Here is a 22,292-nt window from a genome sequence, read left to right as displayed (position 1 = left end):
ACGCATACTGACGTATGGGTGCCGATTTTTGGGCAGTCTGACGGAATAATATTCAAGCAAGGCGTGCACCGCGAATTGTGCGGTGTTGCCTCAAGGCTCTGCCTTGTAAATAGAAAAATTATTTGAAAGGATGACAAATCAAATGAAAACCAAAAGAATCATTTCCGTCGCGATCGCGGCTGTAATGGCGGCGGTATCCGCAGTTTCCGTTTCTGCGGCTCAGCTCACCGAGAGCAGCCAGAGCGGACAAACCGAGGTCAAGGCGCGCATTGAAGGCGCTCAGCCCGGCGACGTAAGCTACATCATCACTATTCCCGACGTTGTTGATTTCGGAACTCTGACTCAGCCCGCCGACAGCACCAAGGACAGCTACAAGACGGTTGACTACACCGTTTCGCTCGACAAGGCTGAGGGACTTGACGCCGATACACAGCAGATCTCCGTCTATGTCAAGGACGAGAACGCGAGCGTCAACGGCGACCAGGAATTCTATATTGCAAACAAGTCCGACCCGACAAAGAAGTTCAAGTATCAGGTATTTGACGTTCCCTCCGCGGATTTGAACTACAGCACCATCAACATCAACCGCAATACCATGACTCAGGCGGCAGGCTACTTCCTCAAGGGCTTCACCACCGTCGGCGAAGAAGTCAACGGCTCGCTTGTTATTAATCAGGTTCAGCTCTGCGACTACAGCCTCGCGGACATCGTTGGCGAGTACAGCGGCTACATGGTATTTTTCAGCACGATAGAGAACCAGTAAGGCGCTGAAGAGCTCCCGGAAAAATGAAAAATTGCATATTGAAGGGCTTGTGTATTTTTTTCATGCTCCTGAGCCTTATCGCCATGTTTGTGCCGATCGCGTTCGCGGCGCAGGACGGACACGGCGGCAGCACCGAGGTCATCGCCCGTATAGAAGCACCGACGGAGCAAACCACTGCACAGCCCTTCACCGAGCCGCTTTCTCCAACCGACAGCACGCCTGTACAGACCGGCGGTTCCGCTATCTGGATAATCCTGTCGGTAGTTTGTATGGCGGCGGCATTGCTGCTGATTTACAGAATAAGAAGCGGATAAAAAACAACTGCACCCCTGTCAGTTTTCGTGACAAGGGTGCAGATATTTTTTATTGCATATACGGTCAATATGTTCAAGAGCCGGGGAAATCCCCGGCTCTTGGTAATTTCAACGATTAAATTATGTATCCCAACCCGTATGAATCATCATTAAGGAGCACTATAAGACTCAAATCCAATATCGGATAAGTGATGACTATCTTCCAGCAGAAGCAGTCTATCCCAGTAGTACAAAGACATCTGTAAAGCGCTGTTGCATGCCTTTAAATAATCACTTGATGCCGTTGCTCCGGTGAGAGGATTGTAATATCTGACACTGGTATCTTGACCGGTTCCGTCATATTTGATAGTTCTTGCGTCAACATTTGCCATATACAGCTCTGATTTTGATGTTGTTTTGTTCGTCATCATAAACTCAGGTTTAATGTTGAAAGTGTTTGTGAAATCCGTATCAAAATTTGAAACAATCCGATAACTGCTGGCGTCATAGGCGAAGAAGAAATTCAGAACCTTATCCGACTTTCTTGTGATCGAATACAACAATTCATTATTTTTACTATCGGTGGTGTGACCCATTATAAAGGGATTTCCGTCCGAATCATAAAGATAAGCATTTTTATTGATATCACTGATAACCTGCTGGTACATCATTTTCATCGCGTCGTCGTCAGACATAAACGAAACCGTTACAAGACATTCCGCGGTCAGTCTGTTGGCAGTTTCTGCCGTAATATAAACACTTCCCTGCCAGTTTGCGGTAACCAATCCGGTTTTGCTGTCAACAGAGGCTATATCCGGATCCTCTGAATACCACGTAATATTCTTTTCGGTAACGTTGCTCGGCGATAGTGTGGCTGTCAGATACGCGCTGCCGCCTTCGCTTAAATTCAATACCTGCTTATTCAGTTTGATTGATGTGGGATAAACGCGCTCGACAGGTTTAGTTACCGTTACCGTACAGCTTGCCTGTACGCCTGAGCCGTCCTTTGCCTTCGCGTAAATCGTCGCCGTACCCGCGCTCGCTGCGGTGACCTTACCGTTCTGGTCAACCGTCGCTGCGGCGGTGTTTGAACTCGACCAAGCAACAGACTTATCACTCGCGTTTGTGGGTGATACGGTTGCTGTCAGCGTCTGAGACTGTCCCGTTGTTAAGCTCAGAGACGTCGAGGAAAGCTTTATCGACGATACCTTGATTACGGTAACCGTTACCGTACAGCTTGCCTGTACGCCCGAGCCGTCCTTAGCCTTCGCGTAAATCGTCGCCGTGCCTTCTCCCGCCGCGGTGATCTTGCCGTATTGGTCTACCGTCGCGACGGACGTTTTGGAGCTTGACCATTCAACTGACTTGTTATCCGAGTTTGAAGGCGATATTGTTGCCGTCAGCGTCTGCGACTGTCCCTTTGTCAGACTCAGGGTAGTTTTTGAGAGTGTGATTGAAGTTACCTTGATACCCGAAACCGTAACCGTACAGCTTGCCTGTACGCCCGAGCCGTCCTTTGCCTTCGCGTAAATCGTCGCTGTGCCCGCGCCGACTGCGGTGACCTTGCCGTTCTGGTCTACCGTCGCGGCGGAGGTGTTTGAGCTTGACCACTGAAGCGAACTATCGGAAGCATTCGACGGAGATACGGCTGCCGTGAGAGTCTGCGACTGTCCCTTTGTTAAGCTCAGAGAGGTCTGGGAAAGCCTGATCGACGACACCTTGATTACGGTAACCGTTACCGTAGAGCTTGCCTGCACTCCCGTGCCGTCCTTAGCCTTTGCGTAAATCGTCGCTGTGCCTGCGCCTGTCGCGGTAACCTTGCCGTTCTGGTCAACAGTCGCTGCTGCGGTGTTTGAGCTGGACCATTCAATAGTCTTGTTATCGGCATTCGATGGCGATACCGTTGCCGTCAGCGTCTTTGTCTGTCCCTTATTCAGGCTGATTGACGTCGAGGAAAGCTTGATTGACGATACCTTGATTCCCGTAACAGTTACCGCGCAGCTTGCCTGTGCGCCTGAACCGTCCTTCGCCTTTGCATAAACCGTCGCCGTACCTTTGGCGACCGCCTTAACCTTGCCGTTCTGGTCAACGGTAGCGACAGCGGTATCTGAGCTTGACCATTCGACCGACTTGTTTTCGGCGTTCGACGGAGAAACGGTTGCCGTCAGAGTCTGGGACTCTCCGACTGTTAAACCGAGAGTATCAGAGGAAAGCTTGATCGATGATACCTTTACCGCTTCGACTGTTACCGTGCACTTTGCCTGTACGCCCGTGCCATCCTTAGCCTTGGCGTAAATCGTCGCTGTACCCTTGCCTACCGCAGTTACCTTTCCGTTTTGAGCGACGGAAGCTACAGAGGAATCAGAGCTTGACCACTCGACCGACTTGTTTTCGGCGTTTGCGGGCAATACGTTTGCCGTGAGCGTCTGAGAATCTCCGACCTTTAAGCCGAGAGATGTTGATGAGAGCGTGATCGAGGATACCTTTGCGCCTTCAACATTCACCGCGCAGTATCCCTGTACGCCCGAACCGTCCTTAGCCTTGGCGTAGATCGTCGCGGTACCCTTGCTGACCGCGGTCACCTTGCCGTTCTGGTCAACAGAAGCCACAGCGGTATTTGAGCTAGACCACTCGATCGCCATGTTTTCAGCGTCTGTCGGTAATACTTCTGCCGTGAGCGTCTGCGACTCTCCCGCCGATATTGTCATCGATGTTTCGGAAAGCTTGATTGACGAAACCTTGATTCCTTCAACCTTAACAGTGCAGAAGCCCTGTACGCCGGTGCCGTCTGTCGCCTTGGCGTAAATCGTCGCTGTACCCTTGCTCAGCGCTGTGATCACGCCCTTCTGGTCGACGGCAGCTACAGAGTTATTCGTGCTTGACCACTGAAGTACGGTGTTCTCAGCGTATGCCGGGAATATCACGACTGCCGGCGATACAGACTCGCCGAGAGTAATTGTCATTGTCTGTTCCGCAAAGCTTATTGTCTTTATCTTTGTGGAAATAATGTGTCCTATTCTGACGTTAGCCGGAAGCTCGGCAAGATAGCGCTGGATCTCGGTAACGTCGCTGATCGTAACGGTATTGTCTCCGTTGGCGTCGGCAGTTTTCAGCTCGTCCTCTGTCAGGGTCTCTCTGCTGAAATCCGTGCCGTCCATATCGCACAAGCCGGCAAGCCATAGATATAGGTGATACCGGAAAAATTTACATATGAGTCTCTGCTGCATTCTACCGAAATATTCCCTGTATTATAGCATTGTGTGACTTTTCCTCCGCTATAAGTGTATCCCGCTATTCCGCTTGCGTAAGTACCATAGGGAATCGTGATCTCAGCTTTGTTGCAGCAGCCTTCTATCGCTCCGTAGTTATATCCCGCGATAGCGCCCGCGTAATAAACATAGATATTTGAGCCTGCGCTGACGCTGCCCGATACCGTCAGGTTTTTGATTGTACCGCTATTGCTGGCAAACAGACCGAGATAAATATCTCCTGTTCCGCTGGGTTTGCTCTTCATGTTGATCCGCAGACCCTTGATTTCATAGCCGTTGCCGTCAAAGGTTCCATTGAACGCGGTTTTTCCGTAAATTCCGTTGCTGCCGATCGGCTCCCAGCCGTTGCCTAAATAGTCCCACTCGCCGCCCTCGGCTGTCGCTTCGCTTAGGTTGATGTCGTTCATCAGCCTGTAGCTGCCGGAGAGATTAGTGTTGACATAGCTCAGATCCCTGACGGTTCTGATTTCATATACGCCGTCATTCATCGTCGGCGCATATCCTTCGCCGGGTTCGGAATCCTTCGTTTGCTTATTGTTTCTCAGCTGCGGATACTTATACTCGGCATTTTCATCAATAAACCAGGTGTTCGCTGTATCAAAACCCTTGAACAGTTCAAGCTTCTTCATCTGGCTATCGTTCAGTAGTTTAGCGCCCGTTATATCCGCGCCGCTGCCGCTGAGGAAGTAGCAGTTCGTTACCGATGTATAAGAAATCGCCTTCGCCGCGGTTCCGGTATTGTAACAATTATTTATGCTTCCGCTGCCTGAGCAGGCGCTGATTCCGGCACTGGACGCGTAGGCGGCATTGTACGTATTGCTTGCCGTAATGTTTCCTGTGTTATAGCAGTCACTTACGGTTCCGTTAGCACAATGAGTAATACCGGAAGCATAAACGCCATTCGAACTTTTTCTAGTCGCTGAAATACTGCCTGTATTATAACATTGTGTGACTTTTCCTCCGCTATAAGTGTATCCCGCTATTCCGCTTGCGTAAGTACCATAGGGAATCGTGATCTCAGCTTTGTTGCAGCAGCCTTCTATCGCTCCGTAGTTATATCCCGCGATAGCGCCCGCGTAATAAACATAGATATTTGAGCCTGCGCTGACGCTGCCCGATACCGTCAGGTTTTTGATTGTACCGCTATTGCTGGCAAACAGACCGAGATAAATATCTCCTGTTCCGCTGGGTTTGCTCTTCATGTTGATCCGCAGACCCTTGATTTCATAGCCGTTGCCGTCAAAGGTTCCATTGAACGCGGTTTTTCCGTAAATTCCATTGCTGCCGATCGGCTCCCAGCCGTTGCCTGAATAGTCCCACTCGCCGCCCTCGGCTGTCGCTTCGCTAAGGTCGATGTCGTTCATCAGCCTGTAGCTGCCGGAGAGATTAGTGTTGATCGTGTACAAGTCCTCGACGGTACTGATCTCGGTGTAGCCGTCGTCGCCTGTCAGCTGATAGTCAGCTTCCGCGGCGAACGCTGTGCCCGTCACCGAAAAACAGCCCAGAATCATGCACAAGACTATGATGATCGATAAGCTTTTCTTTAACATAAACATCCTCCTTAAAAAATTATCAACTTTTTTTATAATTAAAGCACATATTCACTGAATTCGCGTCACAAAATTTCCATTGACATTTTGTCACTATTCAACAAGACCCGGGTTCGAAACACACACAAAACGGCGCATATATCCCTTTTGACATATTCCCGCTGAATTCCGTGACTCTAAGGCTGCCGGAGAAGCCCACTTTTACAGCCTTAACGCATCACAACAGTATCATAGGCAATCAGACATTCACTGTCTTCGAAGATCGTTTTTTTATATTGATACATTAGTGTATAGAAAAACAATAATGTCTCGCTATTTTTTGTTCTATAAATATTGAACAATTATCAACGGTATGATAAAATAAAAATGTTAATATTACTCCGGCAAAGCAAGAAACAATAATATGAAACAAGGGGAAAAATAATTATGGCAGGAGATTTTATGCAGAATTTTGTTGAACGCTTTTTGCAGACAGCGGCGTCAAATCCTCAGAAAACCGCTCTTGTTTGTAATGAAGAAAAAATGACCTACTCACAGCTTGAACAGCTGAGCGCGAAAATCGCCTCGCGCCTGCTGCGCAGAGGAGCGAAAAAGGAAAAGATCTATCCTATCGTTCTGGAGCGCAGTTCCATCTACATAGCCTCGATCATCGGTATCCTTCGCGCGGGAGCGGCTTATTCTCCGCTTTCCACGGAATATCCCAAGGACAGAGTCGCTTTTATCATCAGGGACAGCGGCGCTGATTTTGCGATCGACAACGGCTTTCTGGAGAATATCGAAGATGAAAAAATCCTCTCGGAATTCCCCGAGATCCACATGGAGGACGCCGCGATCGCTATTTACACCTCGGGCTCTACGGGAAATCCAAAGGGCATTATCCACGATCACTGGTCGTTTACAAACGCGATCGTCAGGCAGCTTGAGGTAGGCGCAACGGCTGACGATATTGAGCTCAGCGTAACGCCCTTCAACTTCGCGATCTCGTCCCATGATATTCTCACCTCGCTCTGGGCAGGCGCGGAGATACATATTCTCACCGAGGAACAGCGCAAGGATATTCTGTTTATTGACAAATATATCGACACACACGGCATCACTGCCTCGGTCATCAGTCCGCAAATGCTCAAGCAGCTTCCCGTAAGGGAAAGCACGCTCAAGCTAATCAATTCGGGCGGCGAACGTATCAGCGGAATCTACAGCCCTTATGCGCGCATCAAAAACGCCTACGGACTCAGCGAGCTGCTGAGCATCGCGATGACCTTCGAGCTTGACAAGGCTTATGACAACACTCCTATCGGCAGACCTCTGAGCGGCTTTAAGGCGCTGCTGCTCGACGACGAGGGCAGAATTGTTCCCGACGGCGAAGAAGGCGAGCTGTGCATTGCTGGCACAATGGCGCGCGGCTATATCAATCTGCCCGAGCTGACCGCCGAGGTCTTTACCGAGAATCCCTATTCAACGGACGAAACCGACAAGCGGCTGCTTCATACGCGCGATATCTGCAAGCGTCTGCCCGACGGCAGCATTGTTTACGTCAACCGCAAGGACTGGATGGTAAAAATCAACGGTCAGCGCGTTGAGATGGGCGAGGTCGAGGTTCAGCTCGGCAAGATAAAGGGCATAAAAACTGCCGTTGTAAAGGCGTTCACCGACGATAACGGTCAGACATATATCTGCGGCTACTTTACTTCCGACAGCAAGATTTCCGACGCCGATATCCGCAGGAGGCTGCTGAAAAAATTCCCTCCGTATATGGTTCCGCGCTTCTTGGTTCAGATAGACGAATTTCCGCTCACTCCGAACGGAAAGCTTGACCGGAAGGCGCTCAAGGAGCCGGACGCGTCAGAGTTCCGCAGCGAGTACGAGGCTCCCGTCACCGAGGGCGAAAAACAGGTCTGCGCCGCCTTTGAAAAGCTTCTGAAGCTCGAAAGGGTCGGCATTAACGACGATTTCTTCTCGCTCGGCGGCGATTCTATCAAGGTCGTCATGCTGCAGGAGGAGCTTGAAGCTTTCAAGCTGTCGTCCGCTCAGATTTTCTCGCTGAGAACACCGAAGGCGATTGCCGCGAGCGTCGGCGACGGCGAGCAGATTTCCTTTGAGTATGAGGAAAAGTCCGCCTATCCCATGACTGACGCCCAGCTCGGAATCTATCTCGCGAACATTCAGGAGCCGCAGAGCCTTGAATACAACAACCCCGCCTCGATGTTTTTCCCGGATTCTCTCGGTGTGGACGCGGAGCGCCTCGCGAAAGCCGTAAAACAAACCGCCGCGCTCTATCCGTTTATGAAGGTGTGCGCGAAGGTCATAGACGGCGTTCCGTGCGTTGTACCCGTCAAGGATATGGAAGTCAGGGTCGACATCGAATCCACCGGCGAAACCGACGCGGACAAGCTGTGCCGCTCCTTTGTAAAGCCCTTTGACTTTGAGCACGGGCCGCTTTTCCGCTTCAAGATTTTTATTACCCCCGACGGACTGTATTTCTTCAACGACGTTCATCACCTTATCACCGACGGAACCTCCACCTCCGTATTCACTCACAATCTCGCGAAGATTTATATGGGAGAGGAGCCTGACCGCGAGGAAGTAAACGGCTTCATGCTCAGCTCCTACGAGCAGAAGCTCAAGCAGAGCAAGCGCTTTGAGGAATGCAGAGAATTTTACGACAAAATGCTCGCGGGCGTTGAGACCGACTCGAATATTATCCCCGATCAGATCGACGATCCGCCCGAGATCACCGGCGCGCACTTTACTCTAAATCTCGGCGATTATCTGTCCGCGTCCTCCGTTGCCGAGAGCTGCAAAAAGCTGAAAATCACCGAGAACACACTCTTCCTCGGCGCCTTTGCCTACGCTCTCGCAAAGCAGGGCGGTCAGGAGCAGTCGCTGTTCTGCACCGTTGAAAACGGAAGACATATCCCCGAGCTTCAAAACACCTACGGTATGCTGGTTCACACCCTGCCCCTGTGCGTGAATATCGACGAAAACGCGCAGGTTGCCGCGTATCTTGCCAAGGTTCAGGAGCTGCTGTTTGACAGCCTGAATCACGATATCGTATCTATCGTGCAGCTTGCCAATGAGTATGAGGTCAACTCCGATATCATCTTTGTGTATCAGGGAGAAATGCTCAACGGCGTGACTATAAACGGCAGCTTTATCCCTTATCACATTCACAAATCGGGCGACGCGATGTCGAAGCTATCCCTCGACGTGCTCAAAAGAGAGAACGACTACACGCTTTCATTTGAATACCGCGCCGATTTGTACCTGAAAGAAACTATTGAGAATTTTGCTCATCTTTATATAAACATCATCGAAGGCCTGCTCGGGTGCGATTCGCTCAGTCAGATCACCTTCTGTAAGGAGAGAGAACTCGAATTCTACCGCGCGGCAAACGACAACCGTCTTGAGTTTGACCGGACGCTTACTCTCGTTGATCTGTTCCGCAGACAGGTGCAGCTGCACCCAGACAACATCGCAATAGGCTTCAAGGACAAAACCCTGACCTACGCAGAGCTTGACCGCTATTCCGAGAATCTCGCGAAGCTGCTCGCAAAAAAAGGCGTGACCCATGAAGTACCCGTAGGAATCATGGTAAAGCGCTGCGAGCTATTCCCCATCTGCACTCTCGCCGTTCTCAAGGCAGGCGGCGGATGTCAGCCGCTCGACAGCAACTATCCTCAGGACAGGCTTATGTATATGCTTGAGGACTCAAAGGCTCCGGTTGTCATCGCCGACGACGAGCTTGCTCCAATAATAGACGGCTGGAACGGCGTGATTATTTCCGCCAATGAGATTTATAACCTTCCCGACGACTTTGATACCGCGCTGACCGCTCCGAATGCCGACTCGCTGTTTGCGCTGATATACACCTCGGGTTCGACGGGCAAGCCTAAGGGCTGCATGCTCGAGCACCGCAATCTCGTCAACTTCTGCCTTGCCTTCTGCGAGCGGTTCGACATTTCCGAAAAAGATCACTTTGCCGCCTACGGAGCGTTCGGCTTTGACGCGTCGATGCAGGATCTCTATCCCGCGCTCACGGCAGGCGCGTCGGTATATATCGTTCCCGAGGAAACAAGGCTTGATCTGGTCGGACTGAACGAGTTTGTTATCGGAAACAAGATCACGATGATGGACTGCACTACACAGCTCGGCAGGCAGTATATCACCGCTTACCCCGACAGCCCGTATATGAAGGTGTTCACGGTCGGCGGAGAAAAGCTCGTTCCGTGTCCGCCGCCGCATTTCACGTTTGCCAACACCTACGGTCCCACGGAATGTACGATCTACGTTACCGACTACGTGCTTGACAAGGAATACACCTCGGTGCCGATCGGAAAATCCTTCGGCAACTGCGATATTTATATTGTCGACAAGTACAACCGCCTGCTGCCCTCGGGCGCGGTCGGAGAGCTTGTCATCTCGGGCTATCCCGTGACCAGAGGCTACCTCAACCGAGAAGATCTGACCGCCGAGAAATTCATTCCGAATCCCTTCTTTGACATAGAGGGCTATGAGAGAATGTACCTCACGGGCGACGTATGCCGCTATCTGCCCGACGGAAACGTTCAGTTTGTGGGCAGACGCGACGAGCAGGTCAAGATCCGCGGCTTCCGCATTGAGCTGACCGAGATCGAGCGCCGTATCCGCGAGTTTGAAGGAATAAAGGACGCTGCGGTCATCGCCAAGGACCTGCCCGGCGGAGGCAAGGCGGTAGTTGCCTATGTGGTTTCCGACGCGGCGGTTGACGTTCCGACGCTGAACGGCTTTATTGCGGACGAGCTGCCGAAATATATGGTTCCGTCCGTCACGATGCAGATAGACAAGATTCCGCTCAACCCCAACGGCAAGGTCGACAAGCGCAAGCTTCCCGAGCCTTCGATCCAGAGCGGAGATGAAAATCAGGGCGGCAAGGCGCTCAATGTGCTTGAGGAGCGTCTGTGCGCCATGGTGAGCGAGATCACGGGCTTCGAGAGCAAAAATATTACCGACAGCCTTGTTTTCCTCGGACTCACCTCGCTGACTACGATCATGTTCTCCGCAAAGCTGTACGAAAACTTCGGCGTAAAGGCGGGCGTTACCGAGCTGATGGACGACGACTGCTCGCTGCTGACTGTCGAAAACATGATCCTCGAGGAGATGTGGAGCGGCAAAGCCGTAGATACAGCCCAGAACTCCGATGCGCCGACCGACAACATTCCGCTCTGCGCGGAGCAGCTCGGCGTTTACTACGACAGCGTAAAACGCCCCGACGCGCTCATATACAACATTCCGATGAAATACACGCTTTCCAAGAGGACTGACGTCGACAGACTCAAATCCGCGCTTGAAAAGCTTATCGGCACAAATCCCGTTCTCACCTCGGTCATCGCGCTTGAGGGCAAGGAAATCATTCAGCGTCAGATGGACGACTTTGTCTGTGACATTCCCGTCCTCACCATGAACTCAAAGGACGTCGCCGACGAGGAAGCTGAGTTTGTACGACCCTTTAACCTCTCACGCGGTCCTCTGTTCCGCTGCGAGATAATCAGCACTGAAAAGAACGTTCTGCTTCTCTTTGACGCGCACCATATCATCTTTGACGGACTCTCGCTCTCCGCGTTTATCAAGCGGCTCGCCGATATCTACACAAACGGCACCGAACCCGAAACCGACACCTCGTATTACAACTATATCGCCGGGGAAGCTGAGCTTGAACAAAGCGAAAATGGCAAACAGGCGCTCGAGTATTACAAGGAGCTTTTTGCCGACTTCGAGAACGCGTCCGATATTTCCGCTGACCTCAACCGGAACGCCGAGGAAGGCGATCTGCGCGAGGCGGTGACATATGTCGACAAGACCGCTGCGGACTCGTTCTGCCGCGAAAACTCTCTCACGCCTGCGGCGCTGTTCCTTGCGGCAACCGAATACGCCGTCAGCCGCTGCACCGCTGACCGCAAGGTTTATATCTCGATGATTTCGGGCGGCAGAGAGGATATCCGTTACATAGATTCGCTCGGAATGTTCGTCAAGAGCCTGCCTCTGCACGCGTTTATTGACACAGAAAGAACCGCGCTTGAATTTGTTTCCGACTCAGCGGCAGCAATGCGCGCGGCTCAGAAGAACAGCGCATATCCCTTCATAAAGCTGTTTGACCAGTACGGCTTTGTTTCAAAAATCAACTACGCCTGTCAGCTCGGAGTCAACGAGACCGCCGTTCTGGAAAATGAAACGATAATTGAAAACGTCATTATCAATCCTCTGCCCAAATTCAGCCTGTCCGTTCATATCGAGGACGGCGGCGAAGGCAGAATAGCGGTAAACGTTCAGTATAATTCCGCGCTCTACAGCGAAAAGCTCGCAAAAATCATCTCCGCTTCGATCGCGCGTACCGCCGAGTCGATCATTTCCGACGGCTCTCAGAAGCTCTGCGCGCTGAGTATGCTCTCCGATAAGGACAGAGAAAAGCTGAGCGGCTTTTCTCACGTTGAGGAACGCGAGATCGGCATAAAGCTCTACCACGCTCTGTTTGAGGAGCAGGCGGCGGCTTATCCCGACAGGACGGCTCTTGTTGCCTGCGACGGCAGCTTTACCTACTCTGAGCTCGATAAGGAGTGCAACCGTCTTGCAAACGCTCTGATAGAAAAGGGCGTGCAAAAAGGCGACAGAGTAGCCTTCCTGCTCCCGCGCACGAGCCGTCAGATCATCGCGATGTATGCCGTTCTCAAAACAGGTGCGGCGTATATCCCCTGCGACCCTGAATATCCCGACGACAGAATAAAATACATTCTTGAGAACAGCGAAGCAAAGTACATTCTCACAGATAAAAAACGAGGCTTTGACAATGAGCTGGATATCGAAGATCTGCTGACAAGCGGCAATACAGAGAAGCCTCAAGTCGATATCAGCCCCGAGGATACCGCGTATCTTATCTACACCTCAGGCTCCACGGGCAGACCTAAGGGAGTTGTCATCAGACACTCGGGCATCGCGAATTACCTCACTCCGTTCCCGGAAAACACGCATATCTACGCGCTGAAAAACGAAGGAAACGTCTATGTTTCGGTCACCACAGTGTCCTTTGATATGTCGCTCAAGGAGACCGCCGCGTCGCTGTGCAACGGTCTGACGCTCGTGCTCGCCGACGAGGACGAAACCAAGGATCCTATGAAGCTCTGCGCGCTGTTTGAGCGCACGGGCGGCGACGTCATCAACGCGACTCCGTCGCGCATTGAGCAGTATATGCTGCTCGACGCGTTCAAGGCGGTGCTCTCGAAGTGCAGAATAATTATGTGCGGCGGCGAAAAGTATTCGCCGAAGCTGCTTGAGAACCTGAAAAAAACCACAAAGGCGCGTATCTTCAACACCTACGGCCCGACGGAAATCACCGTTTCCTGCAACGCCAAGGAGCTTACACACGCCGATGACGTCTGCGTAGGCAGACCGCTGCTGAATGTCAGGGAGTATATCGTTGACGCGGACGGAAATCCGCTGCCCGCCGGTATTGTAGGCGAGCTGTATGTCGGCGGCGCGGGCGTTGCCGACGGCTATCTCAACAATCCCGAGCTGACCGAAAAGAGCTTCAAGCTCTACAACGGCGAAAGAATTTACAGAACCGGCGACTACGCGCGCTGGACTGACGACGGCGACGTTGTCATCCTGGGCAGGTGCGACAATCAGGTCAAGCTCAGAGGTCTGCGCATCGAGCTCGGCGAGGTCGAACGCGCGATACTCTCCTGCGAGGGAGTGAATCAGGCTGTCGCGATGATCCGCCCGATAAGCGGAGTCGACAATCTCTGCGCCTACTACAGCGCCGACAGCTCCGTCACCGAGGAGCTTGTGCGTGAGCATATCTCAAAACGCCTGACAGCATATATGGTGCCTTCGGCGATCATGCGGCTGGATAATATGCCGCAGACTCCAAACGGCAAAACCGACGTTAAGGCGCTGCCGCAGCCGACTCTCAGCTTTGAAGCGGAGTACAGCGAGCCTGTTACCCTCGAGGAAAAAATCCTCTGCGAAATCTTCCAAAACGTGCTCTCGCTCGACAAGGTCAGCGCGGACAGAAGCTTCTTTGATCTGGGCGGCACCTCGCTGACGGTTACGAGCGTGCTTGTCGAAGCAAACGAGCAGGGTCTTGAGGTCTCATACGGCGATATTTTCGCCCTCAAGACTCCGCGCAAAATCGCGGCGAAGTTCTCTGACAAGGGAGAGTTTTCAGACGGTCTGGCGGATTACGACTATACTGTATTTGAACCTGTTCTCCGCGCCAATAATCTCGGATCACTCAAAGGACAAAAGAACCGCGTGGGCAATCTTCTGCTCACGGGCGCTTCGGGATTTTTGGGCATTCATATACTCAAATATTTCCTCGACAACTACAGCGGCCACGTTTACTGTCTGCTTAGAAGCTCCAAGCGCGCAAGCGCCGAAAAACGTCTCAGAGGACAGCTTTACTACTACTTTGAGGACGACTTTGACTGGTACTTTGAAAACAGAATCACGATCGTCGAGGGCAGCATTACCGACAAAAAATGGTTCGCTCAGCTCGACGGCAAACAGGTTGACACTGTTATCAACTGTGCCGCTCTTGTAAAGCACTTCTCCGAAACCGACGACATCGAGCGCGTCAACGCGGGCGGCGTCAAAAACCTGATCGACTTCTGCAAAGAACACAACAGCATGATCGTACAAATCTCCACCGGCAGTGTGGCGGGCGACAGAGTAAACAACTATCCTCCGCGCGAACTCAAGCTGAACGAGCAGAAGCTCTATTTCGGTCAGGTGATAGACAATCAGTATGTACACAGCAAATTCCTCGCGGAGCGTTATGTGCTCGAGGCTATCCGCGGCGGTCTCAAGGGCAAAATCATGCGCGTCGGAAATCTTGCCGCGCGTGACAGCGACGGCGAGTTCCAGGTCAACTTCGTTTCCAACGGCTTTATGGGCAGACTGAGAGCTTATCTCGTGATCGGCGCTTACCCGTACAGCTTCATGAACTATCCTGTTGAGATGGCGCCTATCGACGAGACCGCCGAGGCGATCGTGCGGCTTTGCGCGACGCCCGACGACTGCTGTATTTTCCATCCCTACAACAACCATTATGTGCCGCTGGGAGACATCATTCTTCAAATGCGGAGCATGGGCATGAATATAAAGCTCGCGGAGGATAAAGAGTTTGCGGAAATGCTCATTAAGGCGCAGAACGACCCGCAGAAGGCGGCTAAGCTGACCACGTTGCTCGCCTACGAAAACATGGACAGCTCCAAAAAGGTTGAAATGATCTCCACCGAGAACGAGTATACCACACAGGTGCTCTACCGTTTGGGCTTCAGCTGGTCGATGACCTCGCGGGATTACATGAACAGCTTTTTGAGCGCGCTTGAGGGACTTGGATTCTTTGAAACGGAGGGCGATGAAATATGACGCTTCAAAGAACCCCTGCGCTGCTCGGAAAAAAATTCAACGAGTACCTCTTCCCCACCATAATCAGCTCAATGTCGATATTGCTCGCCTCGTTTGTTGACGGAATCGTCGTTTCGGCGCTCGTCGGCGACAACGCCTTTTCGGCGATCAATCTCGCCGAGCCTGTCGTGCTTTTTATGCAGGCGCTGTTCTTCCTGTTCGGAATCGGCGGAGCAATAAGCATCTCTATCGCCAAGGGGCAGCGCAACAACCGCAAGGCAAACGCGCTGTTCACGCTGTCCTTCGCGGCGTCGGTGCTGGTCGCCGTGATCGTGACGATAGCCGGAATCCTTCTGATCGATCCGATCACCTCGCTGCTCTGTATTGACAGCGCGCTGTATGATTACGCCAAGCACTACGCGCTGTTCAATATTTTCGGTTCTGTGTTCATGATCGTAGTGCCTTATCTTGTTTTTATCATCCGCGTTGACGGTATGCCCAAATTATCCGCGAACATTCTTCTGGTATCAAACGCCGTCAACCTGATGATGGATTTCGTTTACATGGGCATTTTCAAGATGGACACCTCGGGAGCGGCTCTCGCGACCGTCACGGGCTACGCGGTAGGTTTTATCATGGAGCTGTATTATCTGGTGTTCTTCAAAAAGCGCACGCTGAAGTTCATTAAAATCAGCTCAGAAGAATTCAAGTACATGGGCGAGCTGAGCACGGGCGGAATAGCTTCTGTTGTCAACACCATTCTGCTTTTCGTCAAGGCTCTTTTGCTCAACCGCATAGTTCAGGAAACCTCGGGCGCCGACGGTATGGCGGTATTTTCGGTTTGCAATTTCACGGTCACCTTTATCTCGATGTTTGTGTCTGGCGGAAGCGATACGATGACTCCCATCGTCAGCCTGCTTTACGGCGAACGTGATTACAAGGGAATTGATATCGTGCTGCGCAAAACATTTATCTTTGTCGGCGCCGCCTGCGCAGTGATCATCGCGATAATACTGCTGTTCCCGAACCTTCTGCTCTCGTTGTTCTCCGTCACAAGTCCTCAGCGCGTGGCAATGGGAATCCCCGCGGTGCGTATCTTCTCGCTCAGCCTGTTGGGAATTGGCATCTGCTGCGTTACCATGAACTATTTGCAGGCGACAAAGCAAAAGGCGATTTCCGTAACCACAACTTTTCTGCGCGGATTGATTTTCACTGTTCCTATCGCCTACTTCCTGTCAAAAAGCTTCGGGATCACCGGCACAAGCTGGGCGTTTGTGATCTCGGAGGCGCTGACCGCGGCGGTAACCTTCCTGATCTGCTTTATTGTCTACCGCGTCAGAAATGATAAGTACAGCGGTATTCTCCTGCACGAAAGGCAGACCGAGTGCAGCGCGATGTTTGACGCAAGTCTTCGTCCCGAGGCGGAGCAGGCTTCGCAGATCGCCGACAAGGTCATCGGCTTTTGCAACAACAACGGTATTACAGGTCAGACGGCTGATTACGCCGGCGTTCTCGCCGAGGAATGCGTCGAGCACATCCGCCGGTTCAACAGCGACAAAAAGCAGCCGCGCATCGATCTGATCTGCCGCGTCACGGACAGCGCGGTGATTCTGTCGGTAAGAGATAACGGCGAAACCTTTGATTCGTCAACGGTCGTGAGCACCGATGAGGAATTTTCAAATCTTAAAATCATCAACACCCTCGCGGACAAGGTAAGCTATACCCGCGCGCTGGGCTTGAACAACACGCTGATTACGATTGGGAGGAAATAATGCTTAAGTTTTACTGCTACAACTTCACACAGGAAAAATCCACGGCGCAGATCATCGATGATATCAACCTGATTTGCGATCGCACCAAGCATCTTGAGCGCGAGGAGGATATCATGTTCTTCGCCTTTGTACCCGCGCTCTCACTCGAGGCGGTCTGCGCCGCGATTCCCGAGAGGAAGCTGGTGAAGATTTCATCTCAGAGCTTTTGCCTGACGCCCGTATCAAACGAGCTTACCCCCGAAAAGCTTAAGGAAATCGGCGCGGACATGGCGATCACAGGACTCGCCGACAGGCGTTACGCGCTCGGCGAAACCGACGAAATGATCTGCGACAGGCTCGAGACGATTCTTAACATGGGCTTCAAATCCATGCTCTGCGTCGGCGAGAACCGCGAAATGGCTGAAAATCACACCGCGCCCGAGGTCATTGCGCGTCAGATCAAAACAGGCTATAAAAAAATCCCCTATGAGGCTCACTACCGCATCGGCACGATCTACCGTCCGCTGTGGGAGTTCGACGGAAGCCGGTCCGCTGACGAGAAATACACGCTCTCTATGCTAGAGAGCATTAAAACCGCCGTCAGGGAAGCGCTCCCGGGATTTCCGATTGAAATGCCGCTGTTTTACGGCGGTATGCTGAGCGCGGAAAAGCTCGCGGAATATTTTGACAAGGGCATCATCGACGGCGTATTCTGGGACAGCAAAAACATTTCTGCCGCGGATTTTGCCGGATTAATCAATAAGATAGGATAAACGGAGGAAGCGTTATGAACATCACAAAACAGAGCGACTCAGGCAAATTAACCTTATTTTTGGACGGTAAGCTCGACACCGTCACCGCGCCTCAGCTCGACGCGGAGCTGAAATCTGCCTTTGAGGAATACGACACGGTTGAAATCAACCTTGAAAAGCTTGCGTACATTTCTTCGGCGGGACTTCGCGTCCTGCACTCAAACCACAAGCGCGTCAAGGGCAAAAAAACAATGCTTATCAGCCATGCAAACGGAACCGTGCTTGATATTTTTGAATCGACAAGCTTTTCATCGTTCCTTAATCTCATATGAAAAGCGCTAAAAAAGAAAAAAGACTGCCGAAGGTCTTCCGGAGAAAACTGCTTATGGTCACGGTGCTGATCATGCTGTTTTCAATGATTTTTATCGCACTGATAACGCCGTTTTTGAAGAACCGTTTGGTTTTTGATATTCTGTCGCCTCAGCTTTCGGAGATCAACGAAGAAGTAGTATATGATTCCGATTTCATATTTGACGCTGTGAAGAGTATGTTCGTATATGAATCGAAATTGCCCGATGAAGAATATATTACCTCCATCCTGGAATATTGGGGGTCTCCGGCTTGGTATGTTATCGATGAAAACGGCATTGTTATCATGTCTGATGACAAAAGCAAGGTCGATACCGGCGTTTTTGAGGATTCTGTCCTGAGCGAGTACCACAGAGAGCTTTCGGATACGCAGTTGGGCAGCTGCCGCATCTCGGATATCCCGCCGGAGGATTTTCAATCCGGAAACTGGAAGAAGTATGTCGCCGTTTCTCTGGGTAACGGAGTAGTAATGACGGTTATCTTTGACCCGCCTTCGTATTATCAGCAGACTGACGGAATAATGGAAAGCATTTGCAGCTTTAAAACCGTTGGAAAGGACGGCTGCGACCTGATCATTCATGAGGACGGATCAATTATCAGTCCTCCCGAGAAGCTGCGTGAAAACAAAGATATTCGGTTTACACAGCAGGACATGGAAAAGCTGCTTTCGTCCGCTCCCGCGAACACACTTATCGAGACCGAGCTGGAGGGAACGGTATACTGTGCTATTTACGAGCAGGCGGACGGATACTACGCGGTGTCGATAATCTCAAAGAACGAGATAATGCTGGGCATTTATATCATCATCTCAGTTTCGATGTTCTGTATGCTTTTGCTGATGGTCATTATTTTCCTGCGTGTCAACAACCTTGCAAAGCGGCTGATTGTAGATAATATCGGCAAAATCAACAGCGAACTTTCCGAAATCACCGGCGGCAACCTCGACGTAAAAATCGACGTGAAGGATAATCTGGAGTTCAGGCAGCTCTCGGACGGTATCAACACCACCGTATCGTCATTGAAGGGATATATCGAAAGGGAATCCGAACGGTTTAACAAGGAGCTTGAGCTTGCCCACGCGATCCAGACCTCTGCTCTTCCGAACGTATTTCCGCCATTTCCGAACAGACACGACGTCGACATTTTCGCCTCAATGACTCCCGCAAAGGTAGTCGGCGGAGACTTCTACGATTTCTTTTTCACGGACAGCACGCACTTTGTTTTTCTCGTTGCCGATGTTTCAGACAAAGGAATCCCTGCCGCCATGTTTATGATGAAGGCTAAAACCATGATAAAATCTCTCGCTCAGGCGAACCGAAGTGTTGACGAGATCATTTTCATTGCCAACAACGCGCTTTGCGAGGACAACGAGGCGGATATGTTCGTCACGCTTTGGTTCGGTATTCTCGACACGGAAAAGGGTATCCTGTCCTACATCAACGCGGGTCACTGCAAGCCGCTGATACGCCGCGCCGGCGGAACCTTTGAATATTTGAGTGAAAAGGCTGATTTTGTGGTCGCGGCAGAGGAAAGTATTCCGTTTAGCCGCAGAGAGCTCAAGCTCAGCAAAGGCGACGTGCTGTATCTCTATACCGACGGTGTGACAGAAGCAGTTGATCCCGCTGACGAGTTGTACGGCGAGGACAGACTGCGCCTTGCGCTAAACGCTCAAAAGCCGCAGTCTGCGCGGGAAATCTGTGAAGCGGTTCAAAGGGATTTAAGAAGCTATTCAAACGGCGCGACCCAAACAGACGACATTACCATGCTATCCGTTATTTTCAACGGAAGCCGGCTGTACAGGGAAATCACCGTTGAAGCAAAAACGGAAAACCTCAATGAAATCTATACTTTTCTTGACGATATGCTGAATGCTTCGGGATTTGACTTCAGCAGTATCACGCAAATGGGTACCATCGCGGATGAAGTCTGCTCCAACATTGTCAACTACAGCTATCCTGATCAGGACAACGGATATATCAAAGCGGCTTTCTCGTTCAATCCGACAAGCGACGAGGCGGAAATCACCTTTACGGACGGCGGGATTCCGTTTAATCCGCTGAATTCTCCCGAACCTGATTTTGAAAATATTGAGGACAGCGAGGAAGGCGGTTTGGGTATTTTTCTTATCAGAAGATACAGCGATAAGGTGCTTTACGAGTATTCAAACGATCAAAATATTTTGAAAATAGTTAAGAAGAGAAAAGGCCTCCAGCGCTCTATCCATCAATAATACATTTTAAAAAAATCGGCAAAGAGGGCAGGCGATCCTCTTTGCCGTTGCTTTTCTAAAAGAAAAAGGACACTCTTTCGAATGTCCTTTGTTGGTCGGGATGACCATATTTTTCGCTTAAACAGTGACTTTTTGAACTGTTAGGAGCAATTTTAGGAGCAGTGTTTGCTCACATAATGCTCAGATTATTTTTTTCAAGGTATTTATTTGAGGTATCTAATTGTGCTTGCTTGAAAGAATCCTGCACATCACAATACACACCCAGCGTGATTTTGATTTCCGAATGACCTAATAGCGACTGCAAAACCTTAACACCCGAACCGCTTTCCAAGAAGCGAGTTGCATATGTATGACGGCAGCTGTGACAGGTCACATCACCGTCAAGGCTCTTGTCGAGAATATCGTACTTTTCAAGCACCTTTTTGAACTCGGTGTTGACCTGACTGGTCGAAACAATCGTACCTGCCGAGGAAAGAAATATAAATCCGTCCTTTTTATCTCCGGTACACGCCGACAAAAATTCCGCCACATCATCACTCAGCGATAAATCGCGGTTGTGGTATGTTTTTGTATGGTAGTGAATCGTGACACCGCCGTTATCTTCCGAAACAGTCTTGCGAATCCGAAGCACCTTGTTTTTGGCGTCAAAATCGCGGACTTCAAGCGCGTTGACCTCACCCATTCTGCAACCGGTAAACAGACTGAGAAGCATTTGCGGCGCGTAGAGAATATCCTCGGTTTTCAGCACTTCAAGCAAGCGCTGTTCCTCTGTAACCGTCAAGGCTCTGATGATTTTGGTAGGCTTTGCGCTCTTGGGCTTTTCAAGCCAACGCATGGGATTTTCAGAAATGATTTGCTTGCGGATTGCTTCATTGAAAACCCTGTTCATCAACTGAAAAATCTTACTGATATAGCTTTGACTGATAGAAATGTTTTCAAGAAAAAACCGCTCGATTCTATCTTCGTTCATGTCCTGAATATACAGATTGGCAAAATCACCCATCTTTTTCAGTGAGTATATATCTCTTTTTTCGGAGGTTTCTTCAATTCCTTTCAGCTTGGCACGACGCTCAATGAAATCAATCGCAAAATCATAAAACACAACGCTCTTTTCTTCGGGCTTGGTATCAAGCAATCCGGCTTCTGATTGAATTTGAAGCTCCTTGATTTTAGATCGAACAATACTCTTATTTTTGCCTGATACTTTTTTGCGTTTTTTTTGACCGTCTATCGTAACAAAAACTTCACCGATAAAGCCTTTGCCGTTTGATTTGGGATATATAGATCCATTACCGTAGCTTCTTGTACAATTTTTATTGTCTTTAGTTGCCAATTCTAACTCTCCTTTCGAACTAAAGACATCAAAGCGCCAATACAATCTATGACAAAAACCATAATAGCATGGCTTGCTTTGATTTGTCAATAGATTAATTGTTATACTCTGCGCTGTGATGCCCAAGCGCGAAAGGCTTCTTCGCATACAAGAATTCTTCTGCCAATCTGCAACTTTGGAAACTCAGGTCTATCAAAAATCTGTCGTGCCAAAGGCAAAGAAATTCCCATAATCTTGCTTACATCGCGAACAGTTAGGAATTTCAATTCTTGTTTTTCGTTTTTACATGTGCTTTCTTTACATGTGCTTTCTTTGCATGTGCTTTCAGACATTTTGCACACCCTTTCTGTTATTGATTTACAACGTAATAACGCTGTCGACTGTTATTGTGATAGAAAGAGTTTTAAAAAGGATAGTAGATTATCAATTAGCAGAACGTGTGCAATTCTTGTTGTAAAAAAATATTATTTCGATGTTTTTTCACCTATATTATATCATATTTATGCTCTTAAGTCAAACTAATGTACGACAGTGCGTGCTCTAAAGCCTTGTGTTATAAGGAAAAAAAACACACCAAAAAAATTTTCAAATTTTACAAAAA

Annotated in this window: 11 protein-coding genes; 7 read left to right on the top strand and 4 right to left on the bottom strand. The window is 50.2% G+C overall.

What is annotated here, in order from left to right:
• Window positions 1-142 precede the first annotated feature (142 nt).
• Both KQI64_RS04840 and KQI64_RS04835 read left to right on the top strand, forming a co-directional pair.
• The gene (locus tag KQI64_RS04840) at window positions 143-763 is read left to right on the top strand and encodes a hypothetical protein (protein WP_216523604.1); all 621 of its coding nucleotides are present in this window, start codon (window positions 143-145) and stop codon (window positions 761-763) included.
• 23 nt (window positions 764-786) lie between these two features.
• A complete protein-coding gene (locus tag KQI64_RS04835; protein WP_216523603.1) occupies window positions 787-1,077 on the top strand; it encodes a hypothetical protein in 291 nt (96 codons plus the stop codon).
• Between the two features lie 149 nt (window positions 1,078-1,226).
• Here KQI64_RS04835 and KQI64_RS04830 read toward each other — a convergent pair whose 3' ends face one another.
• Both KQI64_RS04830 and KQI64_RS04825 read right to left on the bottom strand, forming a co-directional pair.
• Window positions 1,227-4,214 carry an Ig-like domain-containing protein gene (locus tag KQI64_RS04830; protein WP_216523602.1) on the bottom strand — a complete coding sequence of 996 codons (2,988 nt, stop codon included), beginning with the start codon at window positions 4,212-4,214 and terminating at the stop codon, window positions 1,227-1,229.
• On the bottom strand, window positions 4,181-5,875 hold the full coding sequence (locus tag KQI64_RS04825) for a hypothetical protein (protein WP_216523601.1): 1,695 nt from the start codon (window positions 5,873-5,875) through the stop codon (window positions 4,181-4,183). The genes KQI64_RS04830 and KQI64_RS04825 overlap by 34 nt, the downstream gene beginning before the upstream one ends.
• A gap of 441 nt (window positions 5,876-6,316) precedes the next feature.
• Here KQI64_RS04825 and KQI64_RS04820 point away from each other — a divergent pair, with 441 nt between their 5' ends.
• The 5 genes from KQI64_RS04820 to KQI64_RS04800 are packed head-to-tail and all read left to right on the top strand — an operon-like array spanning window position 6,317 to window position 20,358.
• Window positions 6,317-15,277, top strand: a complete 8,961-nt coding sequence (locus tag KQI64_RS04820) for a non-ribosomal peptide synthetase (protein ID WP_216523600.1) — start codon at window positions 6,317-6,319, stop codon at window positions 15,275-15,277.
• Window positions 15,274-17,028, top strand: coding sequence for an MATE family efflux transporter (locus KQI64_RS04815; RefSeq protein ID WP_216523599.1), 1,755 nt, complete (start codon window positions 15,274-15,276; stop codon window positions 17,026-17,028). Before KQI64_RS04820 ends, KQI64_RS04815 begins: the two co-directional genes overlap by 4 nt.
• Complete coding sequence (locus KQI64_RS04810; protein WP_216523598.1) at window positions 17,028-17,780, top strand: triose-phosphate isomerase; 753 nt, start codon at window positions 17,028-17,030, stop codon at window positions 17,778-17,780. The genes KQI64_RS04815 and KQI64_RS04810 overlap by 1 nt, the downstream gene beginning before the upstream one ends.
• A gap of 14 nt (window positions 17,781-17,794) precedes the next feature.
• Window positions 17,795-18,091, top strand: coding sequence for an STAS domain-containing protein (locus KQI64_RS04805; protein ID WP_216523597.1), 297 nt, complete (start codon window positions 17,795-17,797; stop codon window positions 18,089-18,091).
• Window positions 18,092-18,144: 53 nt separating this feature from the next.
• On the top strand, window positions 18,145-20,358 hold the full coding sequence (locus tag KQI64_RS04800) for an ATP-binding SpoIIE family protein phosphatase (RefSeq protein ID WP_216523596.1): 2,214 nt from the start codon (window positions 18,145-18,147) through the stop codon (window positions 20,356-20,358).
• A 169-nt stretch (window positions 20,359-20,527) separates the two neighbouring features.
• Here KQI64_RS04800 and KQI64_RS04795 read toward each other — a convergent pair whose 3' ends face one another.
• Both KQI64_RS04795 and KQI64_RS04790 read right to left on the bottom strand, forming a co-directional pair.
• The gene (locus KQI64_RS04795) at window positions 20,528-21,817 is read right to left on the bottom strand and encodes a tyrosine-type recombinase/integrase (protein WP_216523595.1); all 1,290 of its coding nucleotides are present in this window, start codon (window positions 21,815-21,817) and stop codon (window positions 20,528-20,530) included.
• Window positions 21,793-22,023: a helix-turn-helix domain-containing protein gene (locus KQI64_RS04790; RefSeq protein ID WP_216523594.1), complete on the bottom strand. Its 231-nt coding sequence runs from the start codon at window positions 22,021-22,023 to the stop codon at window positions 21,793-21,795. The genes KQI64_RS04795 and KQI64_RS04790 overlap by 25 nt, the downstream gene beginning before the upstream one ends.
• Window positions 22,024-22,292: the final 269 nt, after the last annotated feature.

Source organism: Lachnoclostridium sp. MSJ-17 (genome assembly GCF_018918205.1).
GTDB lineage: Bacteria > Bacillota > Clostridia > Oscillospirales > Acutalibacteraceae > Ruminococcoides.
This window is presented reverse-complemented; position numbering and strand designations above follow the sequence as displayed.